Annotated in this window: 22 protein-coding genes; 15 read left to right on the top strand and 7 right to left on the bottom strand. The window is 68.2% G+C overall.

All coding sequences use genetic code 11. The features are described from left to right. Positions 1-22 precede the first annotated feature (22 nt). Positions 23-682 carry a GntR family transcriptional regulator gene (locus BLW75_RS01975; RefSeq protein WP_198935684.1) on the top strand — a complete coding sequence of 220 codons (660 nt, stop codon included), beginning with the start codon at positions 23-25 and terminating at the stop codon, positions 680-682. On the opposite strand, the gene BLW75_RS01980 is transcribed toward BLW75_RS01975, so the two are convergent. Then, positions 670-1788, bottom strand: coding sequence for an agmatine deiminase family protein (locus BLW75_RS01980; RefSeq protein ID WP_034307671.1), 1119 nt, complete (start codon positions 1786-1788; stop codon positions 670-672). The genes BLW75_RS01975 and BLW75_RS01980 overlap by 13 nt on opposite strands. Positions 1789-1874: 86 nt before the next feature. Here BLW75_RS01980 and BLW75_RS01985 point away from each other — a divergent pair, with 86 nt between their 5' ends. Together BLW75_RS01985 and BLW75_RS01990 are read left to right on the top strand one after the other, a co-directional pair. After that, entirely contained in the window at positions 1875-2441 is a 567-nt protein-coding gene (locus BLW75_RS01985; protein WP_034307668.1) for a TetR/AcrR family transcriptional regulator, read from the top strand. Beyond that, a complete protein-coding gene (locus tag BLW75_RS01990) occupies positions 2441-2776 on the top strand; it encodes a sporulation protein (protein ID WP_034307666.1) in 336 nt (111 codons plus the stop codon). The genes BLW75_RS01985 and BLW75_RS01990 overlap by 1 nt, the downstream gene beginning before the upstream one ends. Here BLW75_RS01990 and BLW75_RS01995 read toward each other — a convergent pair. After that, positions 2715-3395, bottom strand: a complete 681-nt coding sequence (locus BLW75_RS01995) for a TetR/AcrR family transcriptional regulator (RefSeq protein WP_034307664.1) — start codon at positions 3393-3395, stop codon at positions 2715-2717. The two genes, BLW75_RS01990 and BLW75_RS01995, sit on opposite strands and share 62 nt — an antisense overlap. 74 nt (positions 3396-3469) lie before the next feature. Between BLW75_RS01995 and ligD the strand changes: the two genes are divergently transcribed. Beyond that, on the top strand, positions 3470-4420 hold the full coding sequence (ligD, locus tag BLW75_RS02000) for a non-homologous end-joining DNA ligase (RefSeq protein WP_198935683.1): 951 nt from the start codon (positions 3470-3472) through the stop codon (positions 4418-4420). A 178-nt stretch (positions 4421-4598) separates the two neighbouring features. Here ligD and BLW75_RS02005 read toward each other — a convergent pair whose 3' ends face one another. Continuing rightward, the gene (locus BLW75_RS02005) at positions 4599-6983 is read right to left on the bottom strand and encodes an ATP-binding cassette domain-containing protein (protein ID WP_034307662.1); all 2385 of its coding nucleotides are present in this window, start codon (positions 6981-6983) and stop codon (positions 4599-4601) included. Positions 6984-7130: 147 nt separating this feature from the next. Beyond that, on the bottom strand, positions 7131-7634 hold the full coding sequence (locus BLW75_RS02010) for an Lrp/AsnC family transcriptional regulator (protein WP_034307659.1): 504 nt from the start codon (positions 7632-7634) through the stop codon (positions 7131-7133). A gap of 93 nt (positions 7635-7727) precedes the next feature. Here BLW75_RS02010 and BLW75_RS02015 point away from each other — a divergent pair, with 93 nt between their 5' ends. From BLW75_RS02015 to pspAB, 7 genes are all read left to right on the top strand, one after another. Then, positions 7728-8858, top strand: coding sequence for an MFS transporter (locus BLW75_RS02015; RefSeq protein WP_241783377.1), 1131 nt, complete (start codon positions 7728-7730; stop codon positions 8856-8858). Positions 8859-9048: 190 nt separating this feature from the next. Next, positions 9049-9237, top strand: a complete 189-nt coding sequence (locus BLW75_RS02020; RefSeq protein ID WP_034307657.1) for a hypothetical protein — start codon at positions 9049-9051, stop codon at positions 9235-9237. 44 nt (positions 9238-9281) lie between these two features. Further along, entirely contained in the window at positions 9282-10424 is a 1143-nt protein-coding gene (locus BLW75_RS02025; RefSeq protein WP_034307654.1) for a type III PLP-dependent enzyme, read from the top strand. Next, a complete protein-coding gene (speD, locus tag BLW75_RS02030) occupies positions 10414-10785 on the top strand; it encodes an adenosylmethionine decarboxylase (protein WP_034307652.1) in 372 nt (123 codons plus the stop codon). Before BLW75_RS02025 ends, speD begins: the two co-directional genes overlap by 11 nt. Then, the gene (locus tag BLW75_RS02035) at positions 10785-11645 is read left to right on the top strand and encodes a spermidine synthase (RefSeq protein ID WP_034307649.1); all 861 of its coding nucleotides are present in this window, start codon (positions 10785-10787) and stop codon (positions 11643-11645) included. Before speD ends, BLW75_RS02035 begins: the two co-directional genes overlap by 1 nt. Positions 11646-11763: 118 nt before the next feature. Continuing rightward, positions 11764-12462 (top strand): GAF and ANTAR domain-containing protein, encoded by a 699-nt coding sequence (locus BLW75_RS02040; RefSeq protein ID WP_241783375.1) that lies wholly within the window; start codon positions 11764-11766, stop codon positions 12460-12462. Between the two features lie 146 nt (positions 12463-12608). Continuing rightward, positions 12609-13166 (top strand): PspA-associated protein PspAB, encoded by a 558-nt coding sequence (gene pspAB / locus BLW75_RS02045; protein ID WP_034307643.1) that lies wholly within the window; start codon positions 12609-12611, stop codon positions 13164-13166. A gap of 15 nt (positions 13167-13181) precedes the next feature. On the opposite strand, the gene BLW75_RS02050 is transcribed toward pspAB, so the two are convergent. Continuing rightward, positions 13182-13451 (bottom strand): hypothetical protein, encoded by a 270-nt coding sequence (locus tag BLW75_RS02050; RefSeq protein WP_034307640.1) that lies wholly within the window; start codon positions 13449-13451, stop codon positions 13182-13184. Between the two features lie 442 nt (positions 13452-13893). Here BLW75_RS02050 and BLW75_RS02055 point away from each other — a divergent pair, with 442 nt between their 5' ends. From BLW75_RS02055 to BLW75_RS02065, 3 genes are read left to right on the top strand one after another with little or no spacing between them, the layout of a single operon-like run. After that, entirely contained in the window at positions 13894-14562 is a 669-nt protein-coding gene (locus tag BLW75_RS02055) for a response regulator (protein ID WP_034307638.1), read from the top strand. A 32-nt stretch (positions 14563-14594) separates the two neighbouring features. After that, a complete protein-coding gene (locus tag BLW75_RS02060) occupies positions 14595-15665 on the top strand; it encodes a PAS domain-containing sensor histidine kinase (protein WP_395766706.1) in 1071 nt (356 codons plus the stop codon). A gap of 21 nt (positions 15666-15686) precedes the next feature. After that, positions 15687-20192, top strand: a complete 4506-nt coding sequence (locus BLW75_RS02065) for a HAMP domain-containing protein (RefSeq protein ID WP_034307636.1) — start codon at positions 15687-15689, stop codon at positions 20190-20192. Positions 20193-20200: 8 nt separating this feature from the next. Here the strand turns inward: BLW75_RS02065 and BLW75_RS02070 are convergent, their stop codons facing one another. Beyond that, positions 20201-20605 carry a response regulator gene (locus BLW75_RS02070; RefSeq protein ID WP_241783371.1) on the bottom strand — a complete coding sequence of 135 codons (405 nt, stop codon included), beginning with the start codon at positions 20603-20605 and terminating at the stop codon, positions 20201-20203. Between the two features lie 71 nt (positions 20606-20676). Beyond that, positions 20677-20982 (bottom strand): ANTAR domain-containing protein, encoded by a 306-nt coding sequence (locus BLW75_RS02075; protein ID WP_034307631.1) that lies wholly within the window; start codon positions 20980-20982, stop codon positions 20677-20679. 189 nt (positions 20983-21171) lie between these two features. Here BLW75_RS02075 and BLW75_RS02080 point away from each other — a divergent pair, with 189 nt between their 5' ends. Beyond that, positions 21172-21804: a response regulator gene (locus tag BLW75_RS02080; RefSeq protein ID WP_034308019.1), complete on the top strand. Its 633-nt coding sequence runs from the start codon at positions 21172-21174 to the stop codon at positions 21802-21804. The last annotated feature ends 14 nt before the right edge of the window (positions 21805-21818 follow it).

The raw sequence follows: 21818 nt of genomic DNA on the forward strand, positions 1-21818 counted from the left end.
GACGGAATAGAGGGGGAAAGAGATGACTGTGACCGCCGAAGGGGGCGGCCCGGCGCGCGAGCGGGTCTACACGTGGCTGCGCGACGGAATCATCTCGGGCGAGCTGGAAGGCGGCCGCTTCCTCGACGAGATGTGGGTTTCCGGTGTCGTCGGCGTCTCGAGGACCCCGGTGCGCGAGGCGTTCCACCGCCTGGCCGCCGAGCGGTTCATCAGCCTCCTGCCCCGCAAGGGCGCCCAGGTGCGCACGGTGACCTCCAGGGAACTGGAAGAGGTCTACCAGAGCAGGCGGCTGATCGAAGGGCACGCCATCGCCACGCTCTGCGCGAACCGGGCGGGCGCTCCCGCCGAACTACCGGAACTCATCGAAGCGATGGTGACTTCCGGCGCCGAACGCGACTGGTTCGCCGTATCCGGGTTCGACCGCCGGTTCCACCGCGCCATCGTGAACGCCGCGGGCAACACCGTCCTGACCGAGCTGTACGACACGCTCCGTTCACGGCAGCAGCGGGTCACGGTCCGCGCGCTGGAAGCCCGCCCGGAGCGGCTGACGGTGATCAACGCGGAACACCGGGCGCTGGTCGCGGCCCTGAACGACCACGACGCGAAAGAGGCGTCGCGGTTGCTGGAGGAGCATCTGCGCCCGGTGTCCGAAGTGATGTCGGTGTTGCCTCAGGAAGGCTGACCCGGCTGGTCGCGCGTCGAGCAGTGGATCCCGCCTCCTCCCGCGGCGATGGCCGAGATCTCCACTGGCACGATCTCGCGGCCGGGGAACTGTTCCCCCAGGATCCGCTGGGCGCGCTCGTCCGCCGTCGCGTCACCGAACTTCGGCACGAAGACCGACTTGTTCGCGACGTAGAAGTTGGCGTACGAGATCACGCTGTCCTCGCCGTAGCCGTCGACCTTGTCCGGATCCGGCTGGACGAGGTCGATCACCTCGAAGGGTTTGCCATCGGCGCCGGCGGAGTTCGCGAGCACCGACCTCGCCTGATCGGCCGCACGAGACCAGGAATCGGCCGGAGTTCCGGGCGCGGCCTTGTCCAGGAGTACGACGCCGGGCGCGGTGAACCGGGCCAGGCAGTCGACATGGCCGTCGGTGATGTCCTCGCCGCGGACGCCCGCGAACCAGATGACCTTCCGGACGCCGAGCACCTTCTTCAATTCGTCTTCGATCTCCTGGCGGCTTCTGCCCTTGTTGCGGTTGTCGTTGACAAGTGAGCTTTCGGTGACCATCAGGGTGCCCGCGCCGTCCGTCTCGAACGAGCCGCCCTCGGCGGTGATCCAGGTTTCGGTGCGGGCCAGGCCGTACTCGCTCAGTACCGACCTCGCGACGGCGTTGTCCTTGTCGTGCGGGTTCTGTTTCCCGCCCCAGCCGCTGAAGTTGAAGTCGACGCCCGCGACCTTGCCCGCCTCTTCGGCGAACACCGGAACGGTGTCGCGCGCCCAAAGGTCGTCGACCGGGATCGGGACGACCTCGACGGTGTCCCCGCAAGCCTGCTGGGCGGCGTCGGCCTGCTCGGGCCGGGCGAGGAGCACCACCGGTTCGAAGTCGGCGATCGCCTTGGCCAGACTCGCGATCTCCTCGCGGACGGCGGGCAGATCCTCCGCCCAGATGGACTTCGACGCGGGCCAGGACAGATAGGTGCGGGCGTGACTTTCCCATTCGGCGCCCAGCCTGCGAGCCGCCGCGGCAGCGGGTACGGGTGAGCATCCCGCGCTCCCGACGGCGGCGGCGCCGACCGCTGTCGCCGCGCGCAGGACCGTGCGGCGAGGAAGGGACGAATCGAACACTGCGTACTCCTTGGTCGGACCTGTGGAGCCACGATAGCATCCTGACTGAAAATTCAGTCAGGAGTAGACGGCTAGGGTGAGCACCTGTGTTCGAACGTCAGCAGAAGATCTTGGAAGCGGCCGTGCGGGTGATCGCGCGCAGCGGGGTGCGGGGCCTGCGGGTGGAGAAGATCGCGGCCGAGGCCGGGATCTCGACTTCGCTGATCTACTACCACTTCACCAACCGCGCCGGGCTGCTCCGGAAGACGCTGGAGTTCGTCAGTGATCGCGCCGCGGCGTACACCGGGGAAGCCGCGGCCGAGGCGGCGGATCCCCGTGCCGAGCTGGAACTCCTGCTGTTCGGGGAACTTCAGGACACCCAGGCCGTGCGGGAGAACAGCACCGCCTGGGGCGAACTGCGGGCCAGTGCCGTCTTCACCGCGGAACTACGCGAACCGCTGGCCGAGTCGACGCGGATCTGGGTGCACGAGGTCGCCGAGGTGATCCGGCGCGTCGACGGTGTCGGGGCCGAGGCCGAAGACGCCGCGGAGCGGCTCACCAGCCTCGTCGAAGGACTCAGCGAGCGGTGGCTTTCTGGTTCGATGGAGCTGGAGAGGGCGCGGGGCCTCCTGCGGGACGCGATCGCGCTGGAACTGGACAGGCTGGGGGCCTGATGGGACTCGAAAAGGTCGTCGGCGTCATGCGTGACAACCTCACCGTCCGGCGCGTCTATGGCGAACCCGTCGAGAAGGACGGCGTCGTGGTCATCCCGGCCGCGAGCGTGATCGGCGGCGGAGGTGGCGGGCACGGCGCGGAGCAGGACAAGGAAGGCGAGGGTGGCGGTTTCATCCTCGCCGCGCGGCCTGTCGGCGCGTACGTCCTCAAAGGCGGCGAGGTGCGCTGGGTCCCGGCCGTGGACTTGACCTTCCTCGGCGCGGTGTTCGCGGTCATGGTCGCCGCGATCCACCGGCACCGGTCATCCCGGCGAGGATCAGAGCGATCCCGGTGAGGAACTGCGCCCGGTCGTCGTGCTCGCGGGCCTCGGCGGCGACGGCCCGGAGAAAGGGGAACTCGCCGGGATCGAGTTCTTCCCAGGCGTTCGCCGCCGCGTGGAGGAATTCGGTGCGGTCCACCCCGGCGCCGACCACCCGGGAATTCGCCGCGTTCTGGCCCGCGGCGCCGAAGATGTAGTGCACCAGCGCCGAAGTCGCCGTGAACCAGGTGGTTTCGGGGATGCCCAGCGCGCTGACCCGCTGTCCGATGCCTTCGAAGATGCGCGGGGTCACCGAGCCCCGAGGGCTACGGGAAAGCTGGAGGGCGAGCTGCGGGGAAAGCCACGGGTGTCGCTCGATCGCTTCGAACAGACCGAGTCCGATGGCCCGGATCTCGTCCTCGGGTGAGCCGCCGGCCTCGACGCTCAGCGCGGTGGCGATGACGGACGCGGTCGCGGCGTCCAGTAGCGCGCCCTTGTTCGGCACATGCCAGTAGATCGCGCCGGGGCCGGTGGAGAGGCGTTCGGTCAGCGTCTTGAAGGTCAGCCCGCGCTCGCCCGCCGCGTCGAGCAGTTCGACGGCGGCCTCGACGATGCGCTCGCGTGACAGGGCCTCCGCGCGTGTCCGTGGTGCCATGCCGGTCATCCTGGCAGAGCGAGGATGACCATCGAGCGGACGCGGACCGGCGGCTTTCGGGTTAGTTTCCCTGTATGGCGAAAAGCTCGGCGGTGGAGATCGAGGTCGGCGACCGGACGGTGCGCGTCTCGAACCCGGATCGCGTCTACTTCCCGGCACGGGGCGAGACCAAACTCGACCTGGTCCAGTACTACCTCGCCGTCGGCGACGGGATCGTGCGTGCGCTGCGGGAACGGCCGTGCATGCTGCACCGGTTCCCGTCCGGGGTTTCGGGGGAGAAGGTCCATCAGAAGCGGGTGCCGAACGGCGCTCCCGACTGGTTGCAGACCGTCCGCGTCGACTTCCCCTCCGGCAGGCACGCCTACGAACTGTGCGTCACCCATCCCGCGGACGTGATCTGGGCGGTGCAGATGTCGACCGTCGAGTTCCACCCGTGGAACTCCCGCCGCGCCGACACCGAACGCCCCGACGAATGGCGGATCGACCTCGACCCGATGCCCGACTGCCCGTTCTCCACCGTGCGGAAGGTAGCCCACACGGTCCGCGAGATCCTGGACGAACTCGGGATCACCGGCTGGCCGAAGACCTCCGGCGGGCACGGCCTGCACGTCTACGTCCGGATCGAGGCACGCTGGGGTTTCCAGGAGGTCCGCCGGGCGGCGCTCGCCTTCGCGCACGAGGTCGAGCGCCGGATGCCCGGCGAGGTCACCACCACCTGGTGGCGCAAGGACCGCGCCCCTTCGAAGCTGTTCGTGGACTACAACCAGAACGCGCGCGACCACACCATCGCGAGCGCGTACTCGGTTCGCGGTGTGCCCGAAGCCGTCGTCTCGACCCCGATCCGGTGGGACGAGATCGACGACGTCGAACCGCGTGAGTTCACCATCGCCACCGTGCCCGCGCGCTTCGCCGAACTCGGCGACCTGCACGCGGGCATCGACGACACGGCGTACTCGCTCGACACCCTGCTGGAGTGGGCGGACCGCGAAGGCCTCGACGCCGACGGGGAGGCTGGGGCCGAGTGAGGGGTTGTGAAAGCCACTTTCACAACGTTGAAGGTTGCGAAAGTGGCTTTCGCAACGTGCCCTGTCGCTGCCACCCGTGGAGCCCGCCCTCTCACCTCGGTGCCGGCTTCGGCTTTCGCGCCGCGCGCGAACCCGCGCCCCTACCGCATTTAGACGACTAAATGCGCGTCGCCTGGAGTCACTTGCCCACGTAGGCCGCCAGGTGTTCGCCGGTGAGCGTCGAAGCGCTCGCGACGAGGTCGGAAGGGGTGCCTTCGAAGACGATCTTGCCGCCGTCGTGGCCGGCGCCCGGGCCCAGGTCGATGATCCAGTCGGCGTGCGCCATGACCGCCTGGTGGTGCTCGATCACGATCACGGACTTGCCCGCGTCGACGAGCCGGTCCAGCAGGCCGAGCAGATTCTCGACGTCGGCGAGGTGCAGACCGGTGGTCGGCTCGTCGAGGACGTAGACGCCGCCCTTGTCGCCCATGTGCGTCGCGAGCTTCAGCCGCTGCCGTTCACCGCCGGAAAGCGTGGTGAGCGGCTGGCCGAGGCTGAGGTAGCCGAGCCCGACATCGTCGAGCCTGCTGAGGATGGCGTGTGCGGCCGGGATGCGCCCGTCGCCCTCACCGAAGAACTTCACGGCCTCGGACACCGGCATTTCGAGCGCTTCGCTGATGTTCTTGCCGCCGAAGGTGTACTCCAGCACCGACGCCTGGAACCGCTTGCCGTCGCATTCCTCGCACGTGGTCGCGGTGCCCGCCATGATGCCGAGGTCGGTGTAGATGACGCCCGCGCCGTTGCAGTTCGGGCAGGCGCCCTCGGAGTTGGCGCTGAACAGCGCCGGCTTCACCCCGTTGGCCTTGGCGAAGGCCTTGCGGATCGGTTCGAGCAGGCCGGTGTAGGTGGCCGGGTTGCTCCGTCGCGAGCCGCGGATGGGGGTCTGGTCGACCGAGACCACGCTTTCGGCGGCGGGGATCGAGCCGTGGATCAGCGAACTCTTGCCGGAACCCGCGACGCCGGTGACCACGCAGAGGACGCCGAGCGGGACGTCGACGTCCACGTTCCGGAGGTTGTGGCGGTCCGCGCCGCGGATCTCCAGTTTGCCGGTCGGCTTGCGGACGCTGTCCTTGAGCGACGCCCGGTCGTCGAGGTGCCTGCCGGTGATGGTGTCGCTGGCACGCAGGCCTTCGACGGTGCCCTCGAAGCAGATCGTCCCGCCCGCGGTACCCGCCCCGGGCCCGAGGTCGACGACGTGGTCGGCGATGGCGATGGTCTCCGGCTTGTGCTCGACGACTAGCACCGTGTTGCCCTTGTCGCGCAACTGCTGGAGCAGGTTGTTCATCCGCTGGATGTCGTGCGGGTGCAGCCCGATGGTGGGCTCGTCGAAGACGTAGGTGACGTCGGTGAGCGAGGAGCCCAGGTGGCGGATCATCTTCGTGCGCTGCGCCTCGCCGCCCGAAAGCGTGCCGGACGGCCGGTCGAGGGAGAGGTAGCCGAGCCCGATGTCGACGAAGGAGTCGAGAGTGTGCTGAAGCTTCTCCAGCAGCGGCGCGACCGACGGCTCCTTGAGCCCGCGGACCCAGTCGGCGAGGTCGCTGATCTGCATTTTGCAGGCGTCGGCGATGTTGATCCGCTTGATCTTCGACGATCGCGCGAGCTCACTGAGCCTGCTGCCGTCGCATTCGGGGCAGGTGGCGAAGGTGACCGCGCGGTCGACGAACGCGCGGATATGCGGCTGCATCGCCTCGCGGTCCTTGGACAGGAACGACTTCTGGATCGTGGGGATCAAACCCGAGTAGGTCAGGTTGATGCCCTCGATCTTGAGCTTGACCGGCTCCTTGTAGAGCAGATCGTCCATCTGCCGCTTGGTGTACTTCTTGATCGGCTTGTCGGGGTCGAAGAAGCCGCAGCCGCGCAGGATGCGGCCGTACCAGCCGTCCATGGAGAAGCCGGGGATCGTCAGCGCGTGCTCGTTGAGGGACTTGGTGTCGTCATACAGCGCGGTGAGGTCGATGTCGTTGACCTGCCCCCGGCCTTCGCAGCGGGCGCACATACCACCGGTGATGCTGAATTCGCGGCGTTCCTTCGTGGTCCGCCCGCCCTTCTCGACGGTCACCGCGCCCGCGCCGGAGATCGACGCGACGTTGAAGGAGAAGGCCTGCGGTGAGCCGATATGCGGCTTCCCGAGCCGGCTGAAGAGGATGCGCAGCATGGCGTGGGCGTCGGTGGCGGTGCCGACCGTGGAACGCGGGTCGGAGCCCATCCGCTGCTGGTCGACGATGATCGCCGTGGTCAGGCCGTCGAGCACGTCGACCTCGGGCCGGGCCAGCGTCGGCATGAAGCCCTGCACGAAGGTGCTGTACGTCTCGTTGATCAGCCGCTGTGACTCGGCGGCGATCGTGTCGAAGACCAGGGAGCTCTTGCCCGAACCGGAAACCCCGGTGAACACCGTCAGCCGTCGCTTCGGCAGCTCGACGGCGACGTTCTTGAGGTTGTTCTCGTTCGCGCCCAGCACGCGGATCAGGTCATGGCTGTCGGCGGGGTGCTGCTCGGGCGGCTGCGGCCGGGTGGTCTTGCGCATCTTCTCTCCATCCTCATGGGGGCCGCGTGCACTGTCCGTCAGCCTCACCGGGCTCGATCTAACCAGGTTCGAGCCGTTCGTCCTCGTCGATGGTCACGCTAGGTGAGTGCGGGGGCCGCCCGCTTCTCGATTCCTGACCGGTGCCGTTCAGACGCTCCAGCCCTCGCTCTTCGTCGCCTTCAGGTAGTCCTCGACCGGCGGGCCGACCGGCCTGCCCTCGTACTGGGTCGACAGCACCACCGACGACCGGATCTCGCCGTGTTTGCCCAGCCGTTCGAAGAGGCCTTCGAGGTGTTCGAGGGACACGGCCCGCACCTTCAGCATGGTGCAGCGGTCGCCGCTGAGCCGGTGCAGCTCGACCACCTCGGGATAGTCCTCCGACTTGCTGGTGCGCAGCAGGCAGCTGCCGAGCGAGCAGCGCATCTCGACGAACGCCTGCAGGCCGTACCCGGCGCGATTGGCGTCGACCTGGGCGCGATACCCGGTGATGACACCCGCCTCCTCCAGCCGCCGGACCCGTTCGGCGACGGCGGGGGCGGAGAGGTTCACGCGGCGGCCGAGTTCCTTGAACGAGAGCCGCCCGTCGCTCTGGAGCGTTTCGAGGAGCCGCCAGTCGAGGTCGTCCAGCGCCCTTTCCGATCGTAAGGTCATCGCGCCCGGATTCCTTCCATGATGCGCCTCGCACCCCGGCGAGGCCTTCGTCAGCCTATTCGCCGCGGCAGCAGGAATCCTTAGATTTGAATCATGAAACCGATGTTCGCGCTCTTCATGGGCGTCGCCTGTCTCAGTACCGCGGTCGTCGGCCTGTCCACCACGGCGGCGCTGATCGTGGTCGAGCACGCCGGCGCGGCGTGGAGCGGGCTGCCGAACGCCGTGCTGGTACTCGGTTCCGCGGCGGGTTCGCTGTGGTCGGGGGCGCTGGCCGCCCGCTACGGCAGGCGGCTCGTCCTGGTGCTGATGTACGGCGCCGCGGTGGCGGGCGCGCTGATCTCGTTCGCCGGCGTGCTCGGCGGGTCCGTGCTCGCGCTGGTGGCGGGGATGCCGTTGATCGGCTTCGGCAACAGCGGTGCGCAGCTGTCCAGGTACACGGCCGCCGACCTGTCACCCGAGCACCGCAAGGGGTTCGCACTGTCCACAATGGTCTGGGCGGGGACCGTCGGCGCGGTCGCCGGGCCCGCCCTGATCGCGCCGGCCGCGGCGAGGGCGGAAGCCGCCGACCTGCCCGCCCTGTCCGGCCCGATCGCGGCAGGCGCGATGGTCGTGGTCATCGCCGTGATCGCCGTCGCCACCCTGCCGCGCGGCCTCAGCGCCCCGGCGGAGGGGGTGCCGAGGCGGGAGCGGATGTCCGTGCGGAACCCGGTGATCCTCGGGCCGCTCGTGGCGATGGTCGGCGCGCAGCTGGCGATGGTGGCGGTGATGACGATGACGCCGGTCCAGTTGCACCAGCACGGTCAGGGACTGGACGTCGTCGGCTGGGTGCTGAGCGCCCACCTGGTCGGCATGTTCGCCCTGGCGCCGCTGTCCGGCTGGATCGCCGACCGCTGGGGCGGCCGCGCGGCCATCTTCGGCGGGATCGGCACGCTCACGTCGCGGCGGTCACCGCGATCGGCGCCCCGGATTCGCATCACGTGGGAATCCCGGTCGCGATGTTCCTGCTTGGCTACGGCTGGAACCTGGTGTTCGTCGGCGGCAGCAGCATGCTCAGCCGCGATCTCCCGCCCGCTCAGCGGACGAGGGCGCAGGGCACCGTCGACGCCTTCGTCTGGGGGACCTCGGCCGCGGCCAGCCTGCTCGCCGGGCAGCTGTTCGGCCTGGGCGGATACGTTCTGGTCGCCGTCGCGGGCGGACTGTGCGCGCTCGTCCCGCTCGCGGTGATCGGCCGCCGCACGGCCGTGCCGGAACCCGTCGAAAAGGCCGGGCTCCGCTGATCTGCGAAACCTGGGACCTGCCGTCATACTGCTTCACTCCGACACGAACGAACCGTGATGACGCAGATCACGTGGGTGACCGATTCGGAGGGTCCTAGGGTGAGAGCAGACAAGGTGCGGGAGATCGGGGGTGCACGATGAGCGAGTTCGCGGTGAATCTGCGGGACCGGGTACGGCAGGCGAGGGAAGACGTCCAGATCGCCAAGCAGGCCTCGGACGAGGACAGGGCTTCGGCCGTCGGCGCCGATCTGGCCAACCTGGAGCGGCTGGCCGCCGAGCACGGCGTGGAACTGCCGGAGCAGTCTTCGGATGACGTCCGGGCGTGACCCGGGTTCCGGGGCGGTGATCGGGCTTTGACACCCTGGGGCGTGTGACCGCAAGCCTGAACCGGATCCGCGCCTTCCTGGCGGACCGTGAGCCGCCGACACCGTGCCTGGTCGTCGACACCGACCTGGTCGCGGAGCGTGCGGCCGCGGTCTCGGCGGCCTTCCCGGACGCGCTGATCCGTTACGCGGTCAAGGCCAATCCGGCTCCCGAGGTACTCGACGCCGTCGCGTCGACCGGCGCGGGATTCGACGTGGCGGGTACGGGCGAGATCGAGCTGTGCCTGTCCCGGGGCGCGCGGGCGGCGGACCTGGCCTACGGCAACACGATCAAGAAACCGGCGGACATCGCCTTCGCTCACGAGCGCGGGGTCCGTGAATTCACCACGGATTCCGATGGCGATCTGGCGAACCTTGCCGAGCACGCGCCCGGTTCGCTCGTCTCGGTCCGCCTGCTGACCGGCGGCCCGGACTCGGTCACGCCGTTCGGCCACAAGTTCGGCTGCGAGCCCGCGGTGGCCGCGACCCTGCTCCGCCAGGCCGTGGAAGCCGGACTGCGGCCGGGAATCGCGTTCCACGTCGGCTCGCAGCAGCCGGATCCGGCCGCCTGGGAGATCGGGATCGCGACCGCGGCCAAGGTCGCCGCGGACGCGGGCGTCGTACTGGAGCGGCTCAACATCGGTGGCGGGTTCGCCACCGAGCACCGGGAACCCGTGCCGTCGCTGACGGACTACGCGAGGGTGATCCACGCCGCCCGCCGGGAGCATCTGCCGGAGCCGGAGCTGCTGCTGGAACCCGGTCGCGTGATCGTCGGTGACGCCGGGCTCATCAGGACCGAGGTCGTCCTGGTGACGACCCGCGCCGCCGCCGACGAACGCCGCTGGGTCTACCTCGACGTCGGCAGGTACAACGGGATGGCGGAGTGCGAGAACGAGGCCGTCGCGTATCGGCTGGAGGCCGTCGGCGTCAAGGGACCGCAAGGACCGGTGGTCCTCGCCGGGCCGACCTGCGATGGTGACGACGTGCTGTACCAGCGGACGCCGTGCGCGCTGCCGATGTCGTTGAAGGCGGGCGACCGGCTGGACATCCCGGGCACCGGGGCGTACACCGCGAGCTATTCGTCCGTCGCCTTCAACGGAATCGAGCCGTTGCGTACTCATTGTGTGGGGAGGTTCGCCGATGCCGGGTGAAATGCCACTCGTCGGCCGGTTCGCCGGCCGCCACGTACTCGCGGAGTTCGAGGGGATCGAGCCGTCGTTGCTCGACGACGCCGTGCTCCTCAAAAAGACCCTCGCCGAGGCGGTGACCGAAGCAGGCGCGACGGTCTGCGAAGTCGTGTCCCATTCTTTCGCCCCGCAAGGGGTCACCGTGCTCGCGCTGCTGGCGGAATCGCACGCGTCGGTGCACACCTATCCGGAGATCGGCTCGGTGTTCGTGGACGTGTTCACCTGCGGGGACCGGGCGGATCCCGAACGCGCGGTCACCCTGCTGGCGAAGATGCTGGGCGCCGGTACCGTCCGGATGTCCGCCGTGGAACGAGGAGAGAACTGATGGCGCAGCGAGTGATCGTCGAGCCGATGGGCGCGGGGCTCACCCGGAACTGGGACGTCGAGGAGGTCCTGTTCGAGGGCCGCACCGCGTTCCAGAACGTCCTCATCGGACGGACCGCGCAAGGGATCTCCCTGTTCTGCGACGACGAACGGCAGAGCACCGAACTGAGTCAGCTCGTCTACCACGAGGCGCTGATGGTTCCCTCGCTGCTGCTCGCCGAGCGCGTCGAACGGGTGCTGATCATCGGCTCCAGCGAAGGGGTCGCCTCCGAGCTCGCGGTCGCCGCCGGTGCCGAGGTGGTCGATCATGTCGACATCGACGCCGAGGCGGTGCGGGCCTGCGCCGAGCATCTTCCCTACGGCTACACACTCGACGATCTGGCCCGTGCCGAGCGTGGCGAGGGGAAGATCCGGATCCACTACCGCGACGGCTGGGAGTTCCTCGCCGAAGCACGCGAGCGCGGGGACTCCTACGACGTGGTCGTGATCGACCTGCCGGACGAGAACGACGATCCGGAGGCGCAGCACAACCGGTTGTACGGTACCGATTTCCTGGCCCGGTGCACGGCATTGCTCACCGACGGCGGGGTAGTCGGGTGCCAGGCGGGCTGCCCGACGCTGTGGCGCAATCAGACGTTGATCACGTCTTGGCGCCGGTTCACCGAGTCGTTCGGGACCGTTCTCTACTACGGCTCGGACGAGCACGAGTGGGCATTCCTGAGCGGCAGGGCCGACGCGCTCGACGAGCCCGGCGCGTTCGTCGCGGAGAAGATCGGCAAGGCGGGAATCGGTGAGTCCACAATGGACGAAGACGCGGTGAGGGCGAACACGGTCCCGCCGTTTTCCCTGCGGCGGCACTGAGAACCCGGCGACCGTTATCCCGTCGAGATCAACGACCGTCGCCGTACGTGACGCCGTCGATACAGGATCCTCCATCTGGTCGTTGCCGCTGGTCGCGGTGGGGGCCAGAATCGCTCGGGTGAACAGCTGGCGAGCAGACCGGGAGCCCGCGGTCTGTGCCGCCTTCGCGAGCTTGACCGCGAGTGTCACGGAAGATCTCGAGCCGGATCGGGTCGTGGACACTTTGTCCGGCGAATGCGCACGGCTGCTGCCGATCGATTCCACCGAGGTCTTCCTGCCGGGCCTCGAACTCGAACGCCATCCCGCGGTGGTCGACGAAGGCCCCGCGCGCGAATCGTACGAAACCGGGAACGACATCGCCGTCCACGACCTTTCCGCGGAGGTTTCGCGCTGGCCGGGCTACGTCGCCAAAAGGGTGGGGAAGGGTTTTGCCGCGGTTTCCGCGCTTCCCTTGCGCACGATGGACGAAACCGTCGGCGCGATCGCCTTCCTCAGCGCCGGGACCGTGGTCTTGAGTGCCGAAGACCGCCGCCTTGGCCGGGCGCTCGCCGACGTCGCGACGTTGTGTCTTCTGCAGCAGCGGGAGTTACGCCACTATCGAAGGCTTTCCGAGCAGTTGCAGACCGCGCTCGACAGCCGGATCGTCATCGAACAGGCGAAAGGCATGCTCGCCGAACGCGTCGGTGTCGACGTCGGCGCCGCCTTCCATCGCTTGCGTTCCTTCGCCCGCAGTACCAACAGGAAGCTGTCCGAGGTCGCGCGCGGCGTCGTCGAAGGCACACTGGACGCCAGGGAACTCCGGCGGCGGCACCGGTGACGACCGCCGGAAAGGCGGACAAGGCCTGGTAGGGCCGTTCGTCACCGGAACAGGGGACTTGTCCCGGACAATGCGCGACCGTGCGGCACTAGGACGCGAGGATGGAATCGGAAAGGCTTCACGCAGCTGAAGGGTGCGGTGAAGTCATGGCATTGTTGGCAAATCTGCGGGTGCGGAGCCGGTCGGTGCGGCCGAGCCTGCTTCCGTTGCTGGAGTTGAGGTCCGCGGCATTGACCCTGCGGTCCGGGCATGGGCTGGCGCCCACCGGGTCGGGGACGGTCTGCTTCGTCGCGGAAGGCCGTCCGGGTGAGGGGACGGAGGCGGAGTTCGTCGCCGGGCTCGCCGGGGACTCCGTCCGTCGCAACGTGGTCAACCACGACGGGCTCGGCCGGACGATCGTGCGCTGCTGGCGGGAGAACGGCGACCTCGGCTGGCTGCTCGACGACCTCGCCGACGTCAACGAGCGGCTGGCCCAGGCCGGGTTCGCGTCCTGGTTGCTGCACACGACGGTCGACTTCGCCGAGCTGCGCGACATGCGCCATCCCAAGCTGACCATGGTCTATCGCCGGGAGCGCGGCACTTTCTACCCGTACGCGCCTCGCGGGACCCGGGGCCGGGACAGGGCGATGGAGCTGAAGATCCGCTCGTCGCTGACCCGGATCGTGCCGATGGAGTCCGACATCGGCCGGTGGCGCCCGGTGTGACGGGCACCCGCCCGGTCAGCCGGGCGCGCCGCTGAGCCAGCCGCGCAGTCGCTGGACGCGGCGGTCCCGCGGGTTCCACCCCGGGAACCGGTGCCGCGACCGTGTGGCCAAAGCCGCGCCGTCGAGATGCCGGATCGCGGTCAGGACGTCGTCGAGCAGCGAAGCGTGCGTTTCGGGTTGCGCCACGACCTCCGGCAGCCGCTCGAGCTCGGCCGCGACCCGTGCCCGGCGGGCGACGGCAGGTGAGCCGGGACGGCGGTGGGTCTCGCAGATCCTCGTGGTCACGTCCCGGTCACCCTTCCCGTGTTCTCGGTCCGGCAGTCGTCACGTACGACGATGGGCCACCGGAGGCCGTTCCGGTCACCGCCGAAGGTTGTGCCATCGAGGGCACAAAGACCCCACTCGGTCGCCAGGCGGGTACGGCGGGTCACGGGTTGGCCTCGAAACGACGGGCGGGGCGGAGACGGTGGGAGAATGCGCCGGCCTCCGGCCGTAACTCGCGTGCTTGAAGCCGTAACTCGCGTGCGTCAAGCCGGATCATGCGTGCTTGAAGCCGTAACACACGGTGCGATCCGGCCGCGGGCGTGTTCCGTCTCCAGGCACGCGAGTTCGCCGCGCGTGCCCGCCCGTGAATTCGCACCAGGGTGAATGCGGTCGTCGGCGGGATCGAATTCCGGGAATCTGCCGGACAATGGCACGGCGAGACCACGATCGACGGAGAAGGTGCATGCCGAACCCGACCTCCCCGCAGCCCGTGCCCCCGATCCGGGTGCTGCTCGTCGAGGACCACAAGATGGTGGCCGAAGCGCTGGGCGCGGCCTTCGAGGAATTCCCGGAGATAGACCTGGTGGCGTCGGTGGAGTCCTTGGCGCACGGGCTGATCGCGGCGGAGGAGCACCTTCCCGACATCGTGCTGCTCGATCGGCGGCTGCCGGACGGCGACGGGATCGAAGCCATCGCCGGGTTCCGCGCGATCTCGCCGTCGAGCAGGGTGCTGGTGCTGACCGGCGACGCGAACAGTGCCATCGCCGCAAGGATCCTGGAGGTCGGCGGGGCCGGGCTGCTGCTGAAATCCGGTCTCCTCGACGAACTGGTCACGGCGATCCGGACCATCGCGGCGGGCGATGTGGTGATCGACCCCGAACTGCTCAGCGGCGCGCTGGCCATGCTGGCCGGCAGCCCGGGCAGGCTCGGTCCGGTACTCACCCTGAGGGAACGTCAGGTGCTCGGGCTGATCGCCGAAGGCGCGGGAACCGACCGGATCGCCGACGAACTGCGGCTGGCGCGGAATACCGTGCGGAATCACGTGCAGCGGATCCTGGTGAAGACCGGGACCCATTCGAAACTCGAAGCCGTGGCGCACGCACGCAAGAATGGCCTCCTCGAACGGCCGTAGCGGGGAGACGTATCCGAGTGCCAAGCTGCACTATGGCCATGCTGCCATCGGAACAGACGCCTGACCACCGCAGCGCTGTGCTCTTCGAGTTGTTCATGCGCAGCGTCGTCGACTACGCCATTTACCTGCTGGACGTCGAGGGTCGCGTGATCAGCTGGAATCCGGGGGCGGAGCGGATCAAGGGCTATTCCGAGGACGAGATCCTCGGCCGTCATTTCTCCGTTTTCTACACCGAGAAAGACGTCGCGGACGGCAAGCCCACCTCGGAGCTGCTGGTCGCCGCCGAGATGGGGAGTCACGAGGACGAGGGCTGGCGAGTCCGGCGCGGCGGCGAACGGTTCTGGGCCAACACCGTGATCACGGCGTTGCGGGACGAACAAGGCGACCTCGTCGGTTTCGGCAAAGTCACCCGTGATCTCACCGAACGCCGGAAAACCCTGGAGGAAAGAACCGAACGCCGGCTGGCTTTCGCGCATTTGGTCCGGGCACAGGAAACCGAACGTCGCCGTATCGCGTGGGATGTTCACGACGATTCCATTCAGTCGATGATAGCGGTGAGCATGCGGTTGCAGATGCTCGCCGCACAACGGCGGGATCCCGCTTTGACGCACCTCGACGAAGCGATCCAAGGGGCGATCCGGCGATTGCGGATCCTCGTCGCCCAATTGCGGCCGCCCGCGCTGAACGACGAGGATCTGATCGCTTCCGTCCGCGACTACCTCGACGAGGTGGTCGCGGGCTGGGGGCTCGACTGCGCACTGCGGCACGATCTCGGCGTCAAGCCGCCGCCCGACCTCGTGGTCACCGCCTTCCGGATCCTGCAGGAGGCGTTGGTGAACGTGCGTAAACACGCGAACGCCACCTCCGTCGTGGTCTCCCTGACCGCGCAGGACGGAGGTCTGCTGGTGACGGTCGCCGACGACGGCGACGGGATGAAGGCGGACGGCGAGAGCGCGCACGAATCGTTGTCGGGCGAGCACATCGGCATGGCGTCGATGCGTGAACGTGCTGAAGCGGCGCAAGGCTGGTTCCGGATTTCCAGCAGACCCGGCGAAGGTACGTCGGTGACCTTCTGGATTCCGCTGGGCCCTCCCCACGGGTAGTCAGGACAAGGAGGCATTTCGATGCCGGAACCGGGAAGCAAGCGTGGATCGAGAGAGACGGTCCGGGTGGGCGGGGCGATCGACGACCAAGGTCTGCAGCGGCTGCTGGAGGGACTGAAAGCCGTTCGCGACGGCGATTTCAGCACCCGGTTGCCCCAGGTGGACGACGTCCTGATGGACGAGATGGCGCTCGTCTTCAACGGGATGGTCGATCAGCTGGCGCTGTTCACCTCCGAGGTCACCCGGGTCGCGCGCGAGGTGGGGACCGACGGGAAACTCGGCGGCCAGGCGGCGGTGCCCTCGGTTTCGGGGACCTGGAAGGACCTCACCGATTCGGTGAACGCGATGGCCGGCAACCTCACCGGGCAGGTCCGCGACATCGCCGAGGTCGCGACCGCCGTGGCGAAGGGCGATCTGTCCCAGAAGATCACCGTCGACGTCAAGGGCGAGATGCTCGAGTTGAAGAACACGATCAACACGATGGTGGATCAGTTGTCGTCGTTCGCCGACGAGGTCACGCGGGTGGCGCGGGAGGTCGGCAGCGAAGGACGGCTGGGCGGGCAGGCGGAAGTCCCCGGGGTGGCGGGGACTTGGCGGGATTTGACGACGTCGGTGAACTTCATGGCGGGCAACCTGACCGATCAGGTGCGGTCGATCGCCGAGGTCACCACGGCGGTGGCGAAAGGCGATCTGTCGCAGAAGATCACGGTGGATGCGCGGGGCGAGATCCTGGAGTTGAAGAACACGATCAACACGATGGTGGATCAGTTGTCGTCGTTCGCCGACGAGGTCACGCGGGTGGCGCGGGAGGTCGGCACCGAAGGAGCGCTCGGCGGACAGGCCCAGGTGCCCGGGGTTGCCGGCACTTGGCGGGATCTGACGACGTCGGTGAACTTCATGGCGGGCAACCTCACCGCGCAGGTCCGCTCCATCGCCCAGGTGGCCACGGCGGTGGCGAAAGGTGACCTGTCGCAGAAGATCACGGTGGATGCGCGGGGCGAGATCCTGGAGTTGAAGAACACGATCAACACGATGGTGGATCAGTTGTCGTCGTTCGCCGACGAGGTCACGCGGGTGGCGCGGGAGGTCGGGACCGAGGGGCGGTTGGGTGGTCAGGCGGATGTCAAGGGTGTGTCGGGTACCTGGAAGGGGTTGACCGAGTCGGTCAATGTCATGGCCGACAACCTGACCGACCAGGTGCGGTCCATCGCCGAGGTCACCACGGCGGTGGCGAAGGGTGATCTGTCGCAGAAGATCCGCGTCGACGCCCGCGGCGAGATCCTGGAGCTCAAGGACACCATCAACACGATGGTCGGCCAGTTGTCGTCGTTCGCCGATGAAGTGACGCGGGTGGCGCGGGAGGTCGGGACCGAGGGGCGGTTGGGTGGTCAGGCGGATGTCAAGGGTGTGTCGGGTACCTGGAAGGGGTTGACCGAGTCGGTCAATGTCATGGCCGACAACCTGACCGACCAGGTGCGTTCCATCGCCCAGGTGGCGACCGCGGTCGCCAGGGGTGACCTGTCGCAGAAGATCACCGTCGAGGCCAAGGGCGAGGTCGCCGCGCTCGCGCAGACGATCAACACGATGGTCGACACGCTGTCGGCGTTCGCGGACGAGGTCACGCGCGTGGCGCGCGAGGTCGGCACCGAGGGCATCCTCGGCGGGCAGGCCAGGGTGCCGAACGTCGCCGGGACCTGGAAGGACCTCACCGACAACGTCAACTCGATGGCGAACAACCTCACCGGCCAGGTCCGCAACATCGCCCAGGTGACCACCGCGGTCGCGCAGGGCGACCTGTCCCGCAAGATCGACGTCGACGCCCGCGGTGAGATCCTGGAACTCAAGACCACCATCAACACGATGGTCGACCAGCTTTCGGCGTTCGCCGCGGAGGTCACGCGCGTGGCGCGCGAGGTCGGCAGCGAGGGACGGCTCGGCGGCCAGGCCGAGGTCGAAGGCGTTTCGGGCACCTGGAAGCGGCTGACGGAGAACGTCAACGAGCTGGCCGGGAATCTGACCCGCCAGGTCCGGGCGATCGCCGAGGTCACCAGCGCGGTGGCCACCGGCGACCTCACCCGGTCGATCTCCGTCGAGGCACAGGGCGAGGTCGCGGAGCTGAAGGACAACATCAACGCGATGGTCCAGTCGCTGCGCGAGACCACGCGGGCGAACGAAGAGCAGGACTGGCTCAACACCAACCTGGCGCGGATCTCCGGCCTCATGCAGGGACACCGGGACCTGCGGGTGGTGGCCACGCTCATCATGAACGAGCTGACCCCGCTGGTCGGCGCCCAGCACGGGACGCTGTTCCTCACCGAATCCGGTGACCAGGGCACCCGGCTGCGGCTGATCACCAGCTACGGGCACAGCGAGGACCCGGGCACACCCGTGGATTTCGCCATGGGGCAGTCGCTGATAGGCCAGGCCGCGCAGACCAAGAAACCGATCGTGGTCGACCGGACGCCGCCGGGTTTCGTGAAGATCTCGTCGAGCCTCGGCTCCGCCCCGCCGGTCACCCTGATCGTCTTGCCGATCGTGTTCGAGGACCAGGTGCTCGGGGTCATCGAACTGGCGTCGTTCGGTGGATTCACCGCCGTCCGCAAGGATTTCCTCGAACAGCTGATGGAGACCATCGGGGTCAACGTCAACACGATCATCGCCAACGCGCGGACCGACTCGCTGCTGGAGGAGTCCCAGCGGCTCGCCGAGGAGCTCCAGGCCCGCTCGGAGGAACTCCAAGCGCAGCAGGCGAAACTCCAGGTGTCGAACGCGGAACTGGAGGAGAAGGCCGAACTCCTCGCGCGGCAGAACCGGGACATCGAGGTGAAGAACTTCGAAATCGAGCAGGCGCGCCAGGAGATCGAGGAACGCGCGCAGCAGCTCGCGCTGGCTTCGAAGTACAAGTCGGAGTTCCTGGCGAACATGTCGCACGAACTCCGTACCCCGTTGACCAGCCTGCTGATCCTCGCCGGGGTCCTGTCGCAGAATTCGACCCAGAACCTGACGCCCAAACAGGTCGAGTTCGCCAAGGTGATCCAGTCCGCGGGCACCGACCTGCTGCAACTGATCAACGACATCCTCGACCTTTCGAAGGTCGAGGCCGGCAAGATGGACATCCACCACGAGCCGTTCCCGCTACGCCAGCTGCTCGACTACGTCGGCACGACCTTCCGTCCGCTGACCGCGGAGAAGGGGCTCGACTTCCAGGTCACGGTCGAACCGAACGTGCCGGAACTGCTCTTCACCGACGAGCAGCGGCTCCGGCAGGTGCTGCGGAACCTGCTGTCGAACGCGGTCAAGTTCACCGAAGACGGCAGCGTGGAACTGCGGGTCGAACTGGTCGACACCGTCGTTTCGCCGTCGGGGGCGCTCCCGCACGAATCACTGGTGGCCTTCAGCGTCATCGACACCGGGATCGGGATCGCCGAGGAGAATCTCGAATCGATCTTCGGGGCCTTCCAGCAGGCCGACGGCACCACCAGCCGCAAGTACGGCGGGACCGGCCTCGGCCTGTCGATCAGCCGGGAGGTCGCGTACCTGCTCGGCGGTGAGATCCGGGCGGACAGTGTGCTGGGGACGGGCAGCACCTTCACGCTCTATCTGCCGGTGGCCAGGTTCGCCGGGCCCGTGAGCATGGACGAGTCCACTGTGGACAAGGTGGGCGCGGAGCGGCGGGTCCTGGTCGTGGAGGGCGAGCGGAACAGCCTGCTGACCTTGCTCGCCCGCGGTGTCGCGGCCGACGTCGCGGACAGCCACGGCTCGGTCCGGGTCCGCGCGGTGGCCGATCCGGCGGAAGCGTTCGAGGAGGTGAAGCGGGAGAGCTACCGCTGCGTCGTCCTCGACACCAGCATCCCCGGGACCAGCGCGTTGAGCTTCCTCAAACGGCTCGCCGAGGGGCCGGACCCCGTCGAGGTCCCGGTGCTGGCATACGCGACGCGCAAGCTCAGTGCGGCGCAGGACCGGTTGCTGCACGGGCACGCGAAGGTGCATCCGGTCGAATTGCTGCCGTCGCTGGACATGCTGCGGGAACGCATCATGCTGCACATCTCGGCCAGCGAACTCGAAGGCATCCTGCCACTGATGCAGCAGCCGGAGGTGACGGTGCCGTCGCCGGACGACCAGCCGTCCGGTCCGCCCGCCGGCCCGCCGCGCCTGCGGGGGCGCAAGGTCTTGCTCGTCGACGACGACCCCCGCAACGTGTACGCGATCTCGGGGATGCTCGAACTGCACGGACTGTCGGTCGTACACGCGCCCAACGGCCGCAAGGGCATCGAGGAACTGCTGGCCGACGACGACATCGACCTGATCCTGATGGACGTGATGATGCCGGAGATGGACGGCCACGCGACGACCGCCGCGATCCGCGAGATGCCGAAGTTCGCCGGCCTGCCGATCATCACGGTGACCGCGAAAGCGATGGAAGGGGACCGGGAGAAGAGTTTCGCCGCCGGGGCGAGCGATTACGTCACCAAACCCGTGAACGCGGAGGAACTGCTGGCGTGCATGGAACGCTGGCTCGCGGATTGAGCGGCGGGCTACTCGGTCCCGTTGGCGCTGTTCGCGCAGACGCGGCGGATGGCCGCGACGATCTCCGTGTTGGGGCTGCCCTTCACGAGGTATTCGGTGACGCCCGCGGACGCCATTTGGGCGATGGACCGCGTGTCGCTGTGCGCGGAGAACGCCATCAGCCGCGTATGAGGCACCCGGCGCCGGATCTCGCGCGCCATCCACGCGCCGCCTCCGCCGGGGATCCGCACGTCCAGCAGGGCGACCTCCGGGGCCAGCAGTTCCGCGAGCGCGACCGCTTCACCGGCGTCGAGCGCGACGGCGACCACCTCGATATCCGGTTCGGATTCCAGGAGGGCGCGCAGGGCGTCGCCGATGACCGGGTTGTCGTCCGCGACGAGCACCCGGAGTCTGGGGGGCGGCGTTCGATTCATCACCCGGTCCGAGCCCGCGCGGTCTGCGGCTCCGGTGGTGGTCGCGGGCCCCCCGCCGAACTTGGCGTGACTCAGCAAGAGATCCGGCGGTCGCCTTCGCTGGGCTGCTCGATGAGTGTCCTGGCGACGTCGTGGATCTTCATGTTGTTGTTGCGGCAGAACGAACGAAGCAGTTCGAACGCTGCGTCGATGTCGATCTGGTAACGCTCGGCGAGGATACCCTTCGCCTGTTCGATGGGCAGCCGGTGGTCGAGCGCGTACTGGAGTTGCTCGGCGCGGGCCCGGTAGAAGCGGATGCGGTCGCGCATGGCCACGAGGTCGTCGGCCGGGTCGGAAGATCCGGCCGAGGGGGCCGGCGAAAGCGTGGTCTCGGACATGAGGTGATCGTCGCAGCGGCCGGGCTGCTCCGGAAGAACAGAACGTCCTGACTCGAATGATGCAAATGAACCTGGTCCGGTCGGCGGCAGCCACTCGAACGGGCGCGGAACAGGGCCCTTTGGCCTGTCGCAGTGACCGGCCGTGCGCCGTACGCTACTCATCCGAGGGGGGAAACCGTGGAGGTCGGAATGCTCCGGGTGTTTCTGGTCGACGATCACGAGGTGGTCCGTCGAGGGGTCGCGGACATGCTCGAGGAGGACGCCGACCTGTGCGTCGTCGGGCAGGCCGCCACGTTTTCCCAGGCGCTGGCGAGGATTCCGGCTCTGCGGCCGGATGTCGCCGTGCTCGACGTGCGGCTGCCGGACGGCAACGGCGTCGAACTCGCCAGGGAACTGCGCTCCAAGGTGCCCGAGCTGAAATGCCTGATGCTCACCTCCTACACCGACGAGCAGGCGATGCTGGACGCGATCATGGCGGGGGCGAGCGGATACGTCATCAAGGACATCCGGGGGATGGACCTGGTGGCGGCGGTCAAGGACGTCGGCCTCGGCCGATCGTTGCTGGACACGCGGGCCGCCGCGACGCTGATGGCGAAGTTCCGCGACGACACCGCCAAGAAAGGGCCGCTCGCCGGGCTTTCCGACCAGGAACGCACCCTGCTCGAACTGATCGGCGAGGGACTGACCAACCGGCAGATCGCCGAGCGGATGTTCCTCGCGGAGAAGACCGTGAAGAACTACGTGTCCCGGCTGCTGACGAAACTCGGGATGCAGCGGCGGACGCAGGCGGCCGTGCTGGCCACGGAACTGCGGCGGCAGTGAAGGATTCGGCCCGG

The sequence above is a fragment of the Amycolatopsis lurida genome (assembly GCF_900105055.1).
GTDB lineage: Bacteria > Actinomycetota > Actinomycetes > Mycobacteriales > Pseudonocardiaceae > Amycolatopsis > Amycolatopsis lurida.